Origin of the sequence: Mesorhizobium sp. M0001 (genome assembly GCF_040324255.1) — a bacterium.
Classification (GTDB): domain Bacteria; phylum Pseudomonadota; class Alphaproteobacteria; order Rhizobiales; family Rhizobiaceae; genus Mesorhizobium.
In genome coordinates this window covers 59,283-72,474 of sequence record NZ_JAMYVS010000015.1, presented here as the reverse complement: position 1 = coordinate 72,474, position 13,192 = coordinate 59,283, and the positions used below count along the sequence as shown (strand labels likewise).

General features: G+C 62.9%; 10 protein-coding genes and 2 pseudogenes. 11 read left to right on the top strand and 1 reads right to left on the bottom strand.

The genetic code is table 11. The features are described 5' to 3' along the window. The first annotated feature begins 174 nt into the window (after positions 1-174). On the top strand, positions 175-2,085 hold the full coding sequence (locus NKK50_RS27615; RefSeq protein ID WP_352512963.1) for a putative bifunctional diguanylate cyclase/phosphodiesterase: 1,911 nt from the start codon (positions 175-177) through the stop codon (positions 2,083-2,085). A gap of 94 nt (positions 2,086-2,179) precedes the next feature. Here the strand turns inward: NKK50_RS27615 and NKK50_RS27610 are convergent, their stop codons facing one another. Further along, complete coding sequence (locus tag NKK50_RS27610) at positions 2,180-2,461, bottom strand: DNA -binding domain-containing protein (RefSeq protein WP_081731646.1); 282 nt, start codon at positions 2,459-2,461, stop codon at positions 2,180-2,182. 104 nt (positions 2,462-2,565) lie between these two features. Here NKK50_RS27610 and NKK50_RS27605 point away from each other — a divergent pair, with 104 nt between their 5' ends. The 10 genes and pseudogenes from NKK50_RS27605 to NKK50_RS27555 all read left to right on the top strand — a co-directional run. Beyond that, complete coding sequence (locus tag NKK50_RS27605) at positions 2,566-2,799, top strand: helix-turn-helix domain-containing protein (protein ID WP_352544204.1); 234 nt, start codon at positions 2,566-2,568, stop codon at positions 2,797-2,799. A 539-nt stretch (positions 2,800-3,338) separates the two neighbouring features. After that, the gene (locus NKK50_RS27600; RefSeq protein ID WP_023697813.1) at positions 3,339-4,301 is read left to right on the top strand and encodes an ArdC family protein; all 963 of its coding nucleotides are present in this window, start codon (positions 3,339-3,341) and stop codon (positions 4,299-4,301) included. Between the two features lie 247 nt (positions 4,302-4,548). Beyond that, positions 4,549-4,969: pseudogene (locus tag NKK50_RS27595) on the top strand (DUF2958 domain-containing protein). Between the two features lie 211 nt (positions 4,970-5,180). Next, complete coding sequence (locus NKK50_RS27590) at positions 5,181-6,569, top strand: chromosome partitioning protein ParB (protein WP_352544203.1); 1,389 nt, start codon at positions 5,181-5,183, stop codon at positions 6,567-6,569. Positions 6,570-7,115: 546 nt separating this feature from the next. Next, positions 7,116-7,439 (top strand): DUF736 domain-containing protein, encoded by a 324-nt coding sequence (locus NKK50_RS27585; RefSeq protein ID WP_023747246.1) that lies wholly within the window; start codon positions 7,116-7,118, stop codon positions 7,437-7,439. Between the two features lie 169 nt (positions 7,440-7,608). Beyond that, positions 7,609-7,878: a helix-turn-helix transcriptional regulator gene (locus NKK50_RS27580; protein ID WP_023672373.1), complete on the top strand. Its 270-nt coding sequence runs from the start codon at positions 7,609-7,611 to the stop codon at positions 7,876-7,878. After that, on the top strand, positions 7,875-8,423 hold the full coding sequence (locus NKK50_RS27575) for a S26 family signal peptidase (protein ID WP_023697819.1): 549 nt from the start codon (positions 7,875-7,877) through the stop codon (positions 8,421-8,423). Before NKK50_RS27580 ends, NKK50_RS27575 begins: the two co-directional genes overlap by 4 nt. After that, complete coding sequence (locus tag NKK50_RS27570) at positions 8,411-9,097, top strand: lytic transglycosylase domain-containing protein (protein ID WP_352544202.1); 687 nt, start codon at positions 8,411-8,413, stop codon at positions 9,095-9,097. The genes NKK50_RS27575 and NKK50_RS27570 overlap by 13 nt, the downstream gene beginning before the upstream one ends. Before the next feature lie 186 nt (positions 9,098-9,283). Then, entirely contained in the window at positions 9,284-11,251 is a 1,968-nt protein-coding gene (gene rlxS / locus NKK50_RS27565) for a relaxase/mobilization nuclease RlxS (RefSeq protein ID WP_352544201.1), read from the top strand. A gap of 1,289 nt (positions 11,252-12,540) precedes the next feature. Then, positions 12,541-12,935, top strand: a pseudogene (locus NKK50_RS27555) (nodulation factor fucose acetyltransferase NolL); the annotation flags it as partial. Between the last annotated feature and the right edge of the window lie 257 nt (positions 12,936-13,192).

Below are 13,192 nucleotides of genomic sequence, written 5' to 3'. Positions count from 1 at the left end.
TTCGGATCAAGGCACGCGCGCGGGCGCTTGATGATTCGGCAATGCTAAGCCAAAGGTGTGACCCGAAGCATGGTGAGCGCACTGGTTACCCTCGCTGGGTAGTTAACCCGTCCTTCAGTGGGCTTGCATAGGTTTGGTCCTCGCGAACAATGACGGAAGCAAGCTGGTCCATTCATGGCACCCCTAAAGAAAGAAGAATCGCTGGAGGCCAAAATCCGTCAGGATCAGCTTGCTGACCTGAGGGCCGGGCTCTTCGTGTCGATGCCGATAAGCGCGATCCTGTCAGGCCTGATTTGCGGGGTGCAGGCCCTTTCTGGCGGCGGCTTCGCCGCTGCAAGCTGGTTCCTGGTCGTCAATGCGCTAAATGCCGCCCGGCTTGCACTCGCCCGTTTTCAGCTAAAGGAAACGGGGCGCCATCAGGATTTGCTTGGCGTTTTGCCGCGCCTTCGCATGTTTGGCGTCCTTGCCCTTCTGGCAGGGTTTGCCTGGTCCTTCCCGGCCGTGCTGACTGTTGGATACACAACACCTCAAGCACCGATGCATCTGGTCATACTGGCGGGCATTTCAGCTGGTGCGGTTACATATGGCAGCTCGTATGCCGCCGCGGCGACCAGCTTCATCACACCTCCACTCCTCATCACGGTGGCGTGCCTTTTGGCGAAAGGCAATTTTGAACGCTACATTCTGGCTTTCACCGTTCTGCTCTTCATGGGCGGCTTGGTCCGAGCTTCGTTTGTTGGGCAGGCGCGCTTCCGCGAAGCAAGCCGCCTGAGACATGAGGCAGAGCGACTTGCGTCGGAAATGGAGCGCAACTCCAGGGAGGACCATTTGACCGCCCTTCTCAACAGGCGGGGCCTTGAACACGCCATCGGTCGGTTCAAGACCGCGGATGGCCCCTTCGTGGCAATGCTGATTGATCTGGACGGCTTTAAATCTGTCAACGACACCTACGGTCACAGGACCGGTGATGAACTGCTTGTCATGATCGCCCGCCGCATAGAGCAGGAAGCACCGGAAGGCTCAACGCTAGCTCGTATTGGCGGCGATGAATTCGTGCTGGTTTTTCCCTCAACGAGAGCTTCGCTTTCTGCCAGTGATCTCGCCTCCAATATCATAGCCAAAATTGCTCGCCCCTATATCGGGGTCGCGTCCGTGCGCGTCGGGGCATCGATAGGGATATACTTGGCGCAGACGTCGAGCCTGACTGAAATGCTGTTGCGGGCCGATATCGCCCTTTATACGGCCAAGCGCCATGGCAGGAACGAATTTTGCCTGTTCGATGCCGAACTCGACCGGGAACTCCAACGCCGCCAGTCCATCGAACGGGACCTTCATTCGGCGATAAAGACGGGAAGATTGCAACCTTGGTTCCAGCCGATCGTGAAACTCGACACCGAGGCCGTGGTCGGTTTTGAAGCCTTGCTGAGATGGTCCCATCCGACACATGGTGCCATCTCTCCACCCGAAATCATCACAGCCGCACGCGAAACCGGAATGCTTCAGCTGCTGACGCAAACCGTATTCGCCGACTGTTGTGCTTTTATCGACGGCTTGGTGAAAGCTGACTGTCGTAACATTCGTGTGGCGATGAATGTTTCCCCGCGCGAACTGGAAGCCGGCGATATCGACGACATGGTTCTGGATGGTCTGGCCGCAAGAGGCCTGCCTGCGACGATGTTCGAAATCGAGATTACCGAAGAATCGCCGGTGGATCCGGACAGAGTGGATGAAAAGCTCGGACGGCTTTCGCATGCCGGTATTTCCATCGCGCTCGACGACTTCGGCACCGGCTTTTCTACCTTGGCATCTCTCAAGGACCGTCGGATACGCAAGGTGAAAATAGACCAAGGCTTCATTCGCGGCTTGGCCAAGTCCCGAGAGGACCGACTGCTTGTCAAATCCGTCATCGAACTCGGTGACATGCTCGGGATCGAGGTCATGGCCGAGGGCGTCGAAACAGAGGCGGATCGGCAAACCCTGCACAAGCTTGGTTGCCGAACCGCTCAAGGCTTCCTCTTCTCCAAGGCTGTGCCTTTGATGCAAGCACTGGAAATGGCAGTCAAACAGTACGCGAACCAGTTGTGACCGCTCCCGCAGCGCCCGCTGTCGCGGCCGTGCGCTGCCGAATTTGGCTACAGAGACTTGCCTACTCGAAACACGTGGCATTGGGCGCTGTGCATCAGCCGGCGAACAGTTCCTTGTAGCCGGTCGTCACCATCCAGTTCGCACGGTCGATATGGCTGCGAAGAGCTTTGCGGGCGCGGACCGGGTCAATGGACGGGTCGATGCCGAGGATGCGCTCGGCCATCTCCTTTTCGCTGGCATTCTCGGCGCAGGCATCCAGGATCCGCAGGTAGATCGTGAAATGCTCCCTGTCGTAGCTCGTGAGGTTCTCCGACCAGGGGACTTCATCGCTCAAACTTGAGCTTCGAGTCTCATCTGTTCCCATTGGTCCATTCATGCCTGCGAACCTCGCCTGTGAGCGCAGGCAGTATATCCCAAAATGGGATAATCCGAAACCGGGATTAGTCGCTGATCCGGTCTTTACCCGACCGGTTCGCCTCCATGCCCAAATCCCTTCGATCGCTCCGCCACCAGCGGTTCCTGGCCCGGCTGGTTTTGCTGCGCAAGGCCAAAGGCCTGACCCAGAAGCAGCTGGCTGACAAGCTTGGTCGTCCCCAATCCTTCGTGGCCAAGTACGAGGGCGCAGAGCGGCGTCTCGATGTCATCGAGTTTCTCGACATAACTGCGGCCCTTGACGCTGATCCGTGCGAGATTCTCTCCAGCCTCCGGTCCTAGCGGGCGCGCCGCATCTATCATGATCACGGACAGGAATATTGAGTGGGACAACGCCTCAATTTGTTGAAAGGCGAGCGCTGGTTTTCGGAGGAAGCCGCGCGCACGGCGCCGATGCCTTTTGGTTCTCGACGTAACTGCGGCGCCTGACCATGTGCGAAAAAACTTGGCGGGCGCCCGCGCGCCTGACGACGCGCACCAGGTGCTCGTGAACCGAGCCCGCTTTTCTTCGGCAAGCTCAGGCGGTCTCGGCCATTCGGCTTCGCCCCTTGGCGTGGGCAGCCCTTCGGGCTGTGACGGCCGCCGCCCTTGCGGGCGGCGCGGTTTGTCTGTTGGCCTTTCCCGGTGGCGCGGGGCGGGCGGCACTCCCTTCTAGACCCGCCGCGGCAGCCCGCAACCCTTCGCGTGCCGCTCAGGGTCCTCCTCTTCGTTCCGGTCCTTCGGATGCGGTCCGCCTACCACGGCGGGCCTTTCCGGTCGCGACTCGCCGCCCACCCCGCTTCCGGGGAAAGGCGCGGCGATTGGCGAGCGGAGGATAACACATGCGTGCAAACAGCAAGCGTACCACCAGCGGAGAGGCTGGCGCAGGCAAGGGCAGGCGCCCAGGCGCAAGCCTCTATCAGGAGATCACCGACCGCATCATTGCCGAGCTGGAGCGCGGCACCGTGCCATGGGTCAAGCCATGGGGCAGCGCAAAAGCAGGCCTCGGCCTGCCGAGGAATGCGTCCACGGGGCGCACCTATTCCGGCATCAATATCCTCATCCTGTGGGGCGCCGTCATCGAGCGCAGCTATCCCAGCCAGAATTGGCTGACCTTCCGGCAGGCGCTTGCCCTGGGCGGCAATGTCAGGAAGGGCGAGCGCGGCACGACGATCGTGCATGCCGACCGCTTTGTCCCAAAGAACGAGAAGGAGCGCGCACGCCACGAGGGCGATGCACCACAGGCCGTGCCTTTTCTGAAGCGCTTTACCGTCTTCAATGTCGCGCAATGCGACAATCTTCCGGAACACCTCCATGCCCCTGCCGAGCCGCTGCCACAGTGCGAGATCGTGCCGCAGGCCGAGACGCTCATTCTCGCCAGCGGTGCGGATTTCAGGGTCGGCGGCGATCGCGCTTTCTACATGCCGTGCAGCGACCACATTCAGGTGCCGCCGCAGCCAGCGTTCCATCAGCAGATCGACTATTACCGGACCTGCTTTCACGAGCTAGGCCACTGGACCGGCCACCCGACGCGGCTTGCTCGCGACCTCTCCGGCTCGTTCGGCTCCAAGGCCTACGCGCGTGAAGAATTGGTCGCCGAAATCACTGCCGCCTTCGTCTGCAGCAATCTCGGCATCGAGCCGACCGTGCGTCACGCCGATTACATCGGCTCATGGCTGAAGGTGCTGCGCGAGGACAACCGCGCTATATTCCGTGCCGCCAGCCTAGCTTCGAAGGCCGCTGATTTCCTGTTTGGCCTTCCGGCCGATGCGGAAGGCGAGGCGCAAGAAGGTATTGCGGCATGACGATGCGCGATCCTCAACTGACCGCGACCGAGCCGACGCCGCAAAGGAGCAGACGCTCATTCCCGGCGTCCAGCCGATCACCACGCGGGCAAACCCTCCTGATGGACGCGCCGATGTGTCCGCGCGCGGCGCAAAGCTGCTCGAGGTCGGTCTCTAATGGGGAGGCGGATCAGAGGAAGGTCCGGTGAACCTTTCTCCCGCCGGACGCAAGAAGTCAACGCGACCCGTTCTGACAAGGAGTCTTTCCATGATCCTGATCACCAATCCACTGCGCGCACGACTGCTCGCCCATGGCGCCGCCGGCGCCGACATCGACCATTTTCCCGTTGTGAAACTGTTTGATCCGACAGGTGCCGCGACCTCGCTTCTGAGCGAACTCGACGCCGATGGCGACACGCTGTTCGGTCTTTGCGATCTCGGCTTCGGCTTCCCCGAACTTGGCAGCGTCAGTCTGGCCGAGCTTGCATCCGTAAAAGGGCCGCTTGGCCTCGGCATAGAGCGCGACCTGCATTTCCAGGCGCGCTTTCCGATCTCCGTCCATGCCGAAGCCGCCCGCATTTTGCGGCCACGTCACCGAGGCCGAGCGACTGCTGCGGCAGGCAGCAGACGCCCTATCAAAGCCCCATTCCGAGCTTCCGCCCGACACGGCGGAACAGCAGCGCCGATAGGCGCAAAAACCGTCCCGCCGCGTCGGCCTTCGGCCTCCGCGGCGGGGACAACCCGGCAGGCGGCGCTATTTCGCCGCGAAATCGCTTGCCGACGAGCGCGGTGAAGGCGATCCCTTGCCCTGCGCCATCATGGAGGACGGTGACGACGCCGATGCGCTCGAAGCTTCCTGATCGAAAACCTCGCCCGCCTCGATCCTGACGAAGTATGGCAATGGGAGACGTTTCGCGGCTTGTCAGGCAAGGCCGCACCGTTCCCGACATCGCTGTGACCTTCGGCATCACTGATCTCAAGGTCAAACGCATTCTGGCGCTTGGCGACCTCTTTCCCAAAATCCGCGAAGCCTATCGGCGCGAGGAGATCGATACCGAGACGGTGCGCCATCTCACCATGGCTTCCAAGGCGCAGCAGAAGGACTGGCTGGCACTCTGTGCCGATCCCGATCAATACGCGCCGCGTGGCTATCAATTGAAGCAATGGCTGTTCGGCGGCCAGTCGATTTCCACCAAGGTGGCGCTGTTTGCCATCGAGGAGTATCCCGGCCTGATCACCTCGGACCTGTTCGGCGAGGACAGCTATTTCGCCGATGCCGACCTGTTCTGGCAAAAGCAGAACGAAGCGATTGCCACCAAACGCTACACCTATCTCAACGAGGGCTGGAGCGAGGTTGTGCTGCTGGAACCGGGCCAGTATTTCCACGCATGGGACCACGAGAAGACCCCGAAGAAGAAGGGCGGCAAGATCGTCATCACTGTCTCGCATCGCGGCGAGGTCGAGTGTCACGAGGGCTGGCTGTCACGCAAGGAAGCCCGCCGCGCCCGCGAGGGCGGCGAGCAAGAAGAAACAGCCGCCAAGCTGCCGCGCCCCGAAGTCACCGGCCCGATGCAGAACTATATCGATCTGCATCGCCATGCCGCCGTGCGCGCGGCCATGCTCGACCATCCCGTCGTGGCGCTGCGCCTCGTGGTGGCGCACGCCGTCACCGGTTCGGGCCTGTGGCAGGTGCGGCCCGAGCCGCAGCGCGCAGCCAACGAGACGGTGAATGCCAGCCTTGCCGGCTGCAAGGCTGAAGCCGCATTCGGCAAAAAGCGGCGCGAGGTATTGGCCCTGCTCGGATCACCGGATGAGGATAGCTTGGTCGCCGGCGGCAATGGCGACGCCGTTGCTATCGCCGGCGTGTTCGCGCGCCTCTTGGCGCTCTGCGACGACGATGTCATGCGCGTTCTCACCCTTGTCATGGCCGAGACGCTTGCAGCCGGCAGCGCCGTCTTCGAGGCGCTCGGCAACCACCTGAACGTCGACATGGGCATATGGTGGCAACCGGACGATGCCTTCTTCGACCTCTTGCGCGACAAGGAAATCGCCAATTCGATGCTGGCCGACTTCGGCGGCAAGCTGGTCGCGGACGGCAATGTCGCCGAGAAGGTCAAGACGCAAAAGAACATCATCCGCGACTTCCTGGCGGGCGAGAATGGCCGCCCCAGGGTCGAGACGTGGCTGCCGCGCTGGATGAAATTCCCGGCCCAAAGCTACACCAGCCGCGGCGGCTTCCGCACCGCCGGTCAGTGGACACAGGTGCAGCCGCTGTTCGTGCGCGAATAGTCGATCAGGGCCCGAGCGGCGGTTCTCTCGATTACCGCCGCTCAGGTCGCGCGCGCCGCTACGGGCCAAGCCGGCTGCCGATTGGGCGTCTTGTCGAGCCAGTGCCGCGCGCGAGAATTTCCGACGCCAGTTCGCCCCATTTCGGCCGCCCCGCACCGCGCCGGGTTGCTTGCTGAGGCGCCAAAGGCGCATGGGGCCAATTGTCCGATCCGGTTGCCGACAGAGCCCGCGCAGCCGGCGCTCTGCATTGCCGCCGGCTTCTTGTGTCACCGATCGCGCCACCTGTCTCCATTGTGTCTCAGGGACCATTCCCCTGCGGCTGGCTGTCGACCTATGGGCGGATCCGGCCCGCCCGAAACCCTCGCCGGCAGCTTTTTTCCCCGCCGCCTGCGGCGGCTTCCTCGCGCCGCTTCGCTTCAAAAAAGCTGCCCGCGCGGGTCCTCCGCTATCGCTGCGGCCGTCCCGGTTCCGGCGGTCCGGACGCGCCCATCACGGTCCGCCATCGCAGGGGAATGGTCCCCTGTGAGCACCAAGAGGAGACTGGAAATGACCGCGATCGGATACGTCACCAAACAGGAAAACGGCGGCTACAAGGGCCAGCTCAAGACGCTCAGCGTCCGCGCCGACATCGATATCGTGCCCAATCAGGCAAAGAGCGCCGACACCCATCCCGACTTCCGGGTGCTGACGCAAGGGATCGAAGTGGGTGCGGGCTGGATCCGCACCGGCGAGACCTCCGGCAAGGACTATGTGAGCCTGTCGATTGCCGCCCCCGAGTTTGGCCCCCGCAAGCTCTACGCCAATCTCGGCCGCGCCGCCGGCCAAGATGACGACGACACTTACGCCATCATCTGGAACCCGGTCGACTGACCGGCCGATCCGGAAAGCCCCGCGCCGCCACCGCGCGGGGCCTCTCTCAGGACCCGTGAGGCCGCCGAAGGGGGCGGCGAAAACTCGCCCCCCACTCTTCGCCCGTCCCCAAAACGATCTCGCTCGCCGATCCTCGCCTTGGCTTGTCCGTAGCGAAACGAGGATCATCATGGACGACGAAAACGAACGCGCAGCCCGCGCCAAGAAGGGCAGTCCGTTTCTCAATACCGCGCAGGCGGCCTTCTATATCGGGCTGTCCCAGCGCACGCTGGAGAAGATGCGCCTCAAAGGCGGCGGCCCGCAATTCCGCAAGCACGGCCGCTATGTCCGCTATCACATCGACGAACTCGACGATTGGTCGAAGGGGCACGCGCAGGAGACCGGGCCCGAGGACGGCGGGCACGATTCCGGCTCGGCCGGCGAGGGAGGCCGCTCATGAGCCGGCGTCCCACCATCCATCTGATCGGCAGCCATCTGCGGCGCATTCGGGCGCGCAAGACGATCGCCATGGCCACGATGGGCCTTGCCCTGATCGGCTTCGCCGCCTTCGGCAAACCATCGCCCTGGCTGGTCTGGAACGCCTCGGCGAGTGCGCCGGTCGGCCTCTATCGCGTCGCGTCCGGATCGCCGGCTCTTGGTGATCTCGTACTCGTCCGCCCGCCAAAACCGGTCGTCTATCTGGCCGCCGAACGCTTCTATCTGCCCAGCAACGTGCCGCTGGTCAAGCACCTTGCCGCGCTGGCTGGCGAGCATGTCTGCGCCTTCGGCGACGCCATCATCATCGGCGGCGAGATTGTCGCGCGCCGGCTTGCAACCGACACGCAGCACCGTCCGCTGCCTTGGTGGAATGCCTGCCGAAAGCTCGCCGCTGCCGAGGTTTTCCTACTCGGCAGCGACAAAAATCGCTCGTTCGACAGCCGCTATTTCGGGCCGGTGCCGACCGAAAATATCATCGGGAGGCTCGTGCCGCTATGGACCGAGTGACCCTCCTGATGCTGGGCATGGTGTCTCTCGCACCATGCTCCTGTTCCGCAGCGACCAACACGAAGCCGGTCGTCATCTCCCATAGTCCGCAGCTTGCAAGATGGCAGCCCTTCGTAGCCGAAGCAAGCCGGCGTTTCAGCATTCCACAGACTTGGATTTATGCCGTCATGGATGCCGAAAGCCGGGGGCAGACAAGGCTCAATGGACGGCCGGTCACGTCGAGCGCCGGTGCCATTGGCCTGATGCAGGTGATGCCAGGCACCTACGAGGAGTTGCGCGCAGAGCTTGGCCTGGGAGCCGCCCCGCACGACCCTCGCGACAACATTCTGGCAGGCACTGCCTATCTGCGCGCCATGTATGACCGCTTCGGATTTCCAGGCCTGTTTGCAGCCTATAACGCCGGGCCGGAGCGCTACGAACAGCATTTGCAGCGTGGGCGGCCACTGCCCAGCGAGACGGTTTCGTATCTGGAAGAGGTCAAGGCGGCGGGCATTTCGGCCGCCGATATGGACGCGCTCACCGACAAATCCCGTTCCAAAAGCGCGCCGGGAATCCCTTCCGGGCAGTCGCTGTTTTTCCTCCGAAACGGTGTTTCCGTGACCGGCCCGAGTGGCCACCTCCTGGTGCCGCTCGGATCGGAGCGAGCAAGGTCAGGCCGGCCGGATCGCAGGTGAGGGCAGCGGCTACCGCGGTTCGGGCGGGGGGCAGGGAGGCAGGTCCGCGGAAGGCAAGATAAAGGCATCGCCTCCTGAGGCGGCGAAGTGTTTGTCTGCACATCGTTTTCCCGGGAGGTTGCCTGCGGGTCCAGGAGGGTCTGGCGCGCAAGCCTCTGATTTTGCTGCTGGTTCATCGGAGGCCGCATGCAGGATGACGAATTCACGCCGAGGCTCGGCAAAATTGGCTCGCGCGGCTCGAAGGCGGGCAAACGCTACGCTGGCCAGGTCCAGGCCGCGGTCAACCGAGCAGGCGGCAGGAGCGGACGCGGCAGCCGCTTCATCGGAAGCCGGGTGGGGCGCGGCGGGGCTGCTGCCGCCGTTCTTAGAGCACGCGACCGCCACGCGGCGTTTCGGCAGCGGCGCGCAGTCGTCAAGGCACGCATCGTCAAGCTGGCCGGCAAGGGAGTCGACGGAGCTCGTGCGCACCTCCGCTACCTGCAGCGCGACGGCGTCACCCGGGAAGGCGAGCGTGGCGAGCTCTACGCTGCCGACAAAGACCACGCGGACGGCAGGGCCTTTCTCGATCGCGCGAACGGTGACCGTCATCAGTTCCGCTTCATCGTCGCCCCTGAAGACGGTATCGAGTATGATGACCTGAAGCTGCTCACCCGGCGCCTCATGGCGCAAATGGAAGAAGACCTCGGCACCAGGCTAGACTGGGTGGCCGTCGACCATTTCAACACCGGCCATCCTCACACCCACATCATCGTGCGCGGCAGGGACGATCACGGCGAAAACCTCGTCATCGCGCGGGACTACATCTCCTCTGGCCTGCGCGAGCGCGCAGCCGAACTGGTTAGCCTCGACCTTGGCCCGCGCACCGACCGCGAGATCGAGCAGCGCTTGCGCCAGGAGATGGAGCAGGAACGCTTCACCAGCATCGACCGGCAGCTGATGCGCATGCGCGACGAGGGGCATGTCTCACCAGCCAGCCGAGACACCTTTCGCCAGACGCTGCACCAGGGCCGCCTGCGCAAGCTCGAGCGGATGGGCCTCGCCGAGGAGATGCCTTCGGGTCGCTGGCGCCTGGAGGATGATCTCGAAGCCACGCTACGCCGCATCGGCGAGCGCGGCGACATTGTCAAGACCATCCATCGCGAGCTGACCGGCAAGGGGCTCGTCCGCAGTGCCGCCGACTATCTTATCCACGATCGATCCGACGGGTCGGCCCAAACCGTGGTCGGACGTGTCGTCGGGCGCGGGCTGGCCGACGAAATCACTGACCGCCATTACCTCGTCGTCGACGGCGTGGACGGCAAAAGCCACTATTTTGATATCGGCAAAGGCGAGGCCACCCAACCGACACCAGAAGGCTGCATAGTGCGGATCAGGCCGAGGGACACCGGGCCAAGAAAAGTCGACCGCACAATTGCCGGCATCGCCACGGTCAGCGACGGGCGCTACAGCATCGATATCCATCTCAAGCATGACCCCTCGGCCACCGAACGCTTTGCCGAAACGCACGTGCGGCGACTGGAGGCGATCCGCCGTGCGACCGGTGGCGTCGAGCGCGAGCCGGACGGCACATGGACAGTCGCGCCCGACCATCTCAACCGCGTCGCGGATTACGAGCGTCAACGAGCGAGGGCCCAGCCTGTTGTCGTCGACAAGCTCTCATCAATGCCGCTGGAGAGCCAAGTAGGCTTTGACGGCGCCACCTGGATCGACCAGGAGCTGGTATCAGCCCACCCTGAGTCCTTGCGCGACTCTGGCTTCGGTCGAGAAGTACGTCAGGTCCAGGCCCGCCGACAGCAGTGGCTGATCGCGCAAGGTCTTGCCCATGATGCGCAGGATCGGGTCATCTATCGCGCCAACATGCTTTCAATGCTGCGCCAACGAGAGCTGAACCGTGTTGCCAGTCAGCTCTCGGACGAACTCGGGCTCTCGTATTCTGAAGCGCAGCATGGCAATCGAATAGACGGTACGCTGCGCCGCTGCGTCGAGCTCGCCGGCGGAAAATACGCTGTCATCGAGAAATCGCGCGAGTTCACGCTGGTGCCCTGGCGGCCGGTGCTTGAGCATCATATCAGCAAGGAGGTGTCGGGCGTGGTGCGCGCCGAGGGGATTTCCTGGATGATCGGACGGCAGAGGAGCGGGCCTGGCGTTTCGTGAACTGGCTACAATTTATTTGTTCACGTTGAAACAGGTACTCAGCCCAGACGGAGTTCCTCCGCCTGCTGCTTGCTCGCAGCATTCATTTGGCGGAGAGTCAGTGTTCTGCATTTTGTAGTTCGCTCTGTCAAAAAGCGCTGGGAATATGCATCATGTTCTGCGTTAACACGGAAGCCGGGCCGACAGGTGCCGCCCTGTGGTTGCGGATCGGCTCCCGATGGCTGCCAGCTAGAAAGGTGGGCTGACTCGTGATAGCGCAAGGGGCTATGGTGGCCGCGGTACGGCGAAGCGAGCTCTGGCATCGAGGATGAAGCCGCACTTCCCGATCTTATTCTACTCGCAGGACCGGCAGACGCGGCGGTCGCCCCTGCGGGTGTTGTTGGCCCTGGCGTGAACTGGCAGTCCGTCCCGCGGGGACTTTGTAACGGAGAAAAGTCGCTGCGATGGCCCGGGTGACGATGCGGTCAGCGACCATGCCAGACGAGATCGGCAGCTTTCTGCCGCGGCACGGCGCCGGAGCCATCAGGCCGCCGCGACATCGGGTCTGGCGCACCTTCGGATGTTGGCTGGCCGCGGTTTACTTCGAGCAGCGCCGGGTGGGTCATGCGGTGCCGCTACTGGGCACCGAGGCAGCTTTGGGCATGAGACCCGTTCAATCGCGCCGGCCACGTCGGTCATCGCGACATCTGGAGTCGAGGCCAGGTCAGACCGGGAAAAAAACCTGCTCGTCGCGCGGGAGCCCCGGGTTGCGCCGTCGATCCTTCCGCCCAACTCAGCGCCGCGCGACCAGCAATAGCCCCTTGCCCCGAAACTGACGCCAAGCCGACGGACCCGCTCTGCGCATACCGATGCCGTCCGCGCCGTCGTCGGCGGAAACCAGCGAGCCGTGGACCTCACACAATCTGAGCCGCTGGTGACGATGTGCATCGCCTACTTCCATCCGCACTCCTATCGACGAACTCGCCCGCTGCCCGCGGTGATGCGAACCCGTGGATGAATATTTCGCCGAAGCCGCAGTGGGGGCTCAGCCTCGACGATTTTTTTGCCTTGCCCCGGCGGGCGGCGCAACCGAGCATCGAGACAAAAAACGGGAAAGGGAGGGCACCAGCCCGTTAGAGCCGTGGCCATGATGATGTGGGGACGATCTCCTGGAAGAAATGTGGAGATCGACGCTCTCCTGACGCGCTCATCGAAGATTTTAGGCCGCGCCGACGTGGCTGCTTGAGCGATAACACTCACTCCGGAGGCCCCAGTGCGGCTCCTTGGCCAAGCTGCTCGGCACGCCGTGAGTGTGCTTTCTTGTTTGGGGAAGGGAGACTTACGTCTACAACAATCTCGTTTCGATCTACGATGGAGAGTCGGCGAGACAAGTGTTGCTGATGTTCATTGGCTCAGTAGCAACTTCTGCAGTCACAATGCAGCTTATGTTCCTATGCTGGAGAGTTGGCCATTCAACTCGCGTAGCTCGCTTTGTTGCGGTGGAGCTTGGTCAGAGCACACTGCTGCTTTACCTGCTTCAGGGCGCCGTGTTTCGCTTCATGGATCTAATAGGGTTCGGAGAGCTTTGGGATCTCCCGAGCAGAATCGGGTTCGCCACTTTGCTTGGTGCCGCGATCGTTGTCTCCGCTTGACAATTCGCAGGATTGCGCGTGACCACGGATGGTTGTCGCGCGGCTACGCTTAATATGTGACGACGCTTGCGCCCTGTAGGCAATTGTTGCGGCCGCCCACGGCCGACATGAACGTGCTTGGCCGCACGTTTTCTAAGTGAGGCGGAAAGAGGCGCGCGACCCCTCTCCCCAGCAACCCGCCTTGCGGATTCCTCCTCTGCCCGCTTCGCAGACGGGGATACCCTCCGCCCCCTTGCTATTCGTGCCCGCCGCTATGCAAAGGACGGGCGACCTGAATCCGTGCTCAAGCCGATCTGGCGGCAGAGGGGGG

Excerpts from the sequence above, each read along its gene's own strand:
- NKK50_RS27615 (WP_352512963.1), top strand. The coding sequence starts at position 175 with ATGGCACCCCTAAAGAAAGAAGAATCGCTGGAGGCCAAAATCCGTCAG.
- NKK50_RS27610 (WP_081731646.1), bottom strand. The coding sequence starts at position 2,461 with ATGAATGGACCAATGGGAACAGATGAGACTCGAAGCTCAAGTTTGAGC.
- NKK50_RS27605 (WP_352544204.1), top strand. The coding sequence starts at position 2,566 with ATGCCCAAATCCCTTCGATCGCTCCGCCACCAGCGGTTCCTGGCCCGG.
- NKK50_RS27600 (WP_023697813.1), top strand. The coding sequence starts at position 3,339 with ATGCGTGCAAACAGCAAGCGTACCACCAGCGGAGAGGCTGGCGCAGGC.
- NKK50_RS27590 (WP_352544203.1), top strand. The coding sequence starts at position 5,181 with ATGGGAGACGTTTCGCGGCTTGTCAGGCAAGGCCGCACCGTTCCCGAC.
- NKK50_RS27585 (WP_023747246.1), top strand. The coding sequence starts at position 7,116 with ATGACCGCGATCGGATACGTCACCAAACAGGAAAACGGCGGCTACAAG.
- NKK50_RS27580 (WP_023672373.1), top strand. The coding sequence starts at position 7,609 with ATGGACGACGAAAACGAACGCGCAGCCCGCGCCAAGAAGGGCAGTCCG.
- NKK50_RS27575 (WP_023697819.1), top strand. The coding sequence starts at position 7,875 with ATGAGCCGGCGTCCCACCATCCATCTGATCGGCAGCCATCTGCGGCGC.
- NKK50_RS27570 (WP_352544202.1), top strand. The coding sequence starts at position 8,411 with ATGGACCGAGTGACCCTCCTGATGCTGGGCATGGTGTCTCTCGCACCA.
- rlxS (WP_352544201.1), top strand. The coding sequence starts at position 9,284 with ATGCAGGATGACGAATTCACGCCGAGGCTCGGCAAAATTGGCTCGCGC.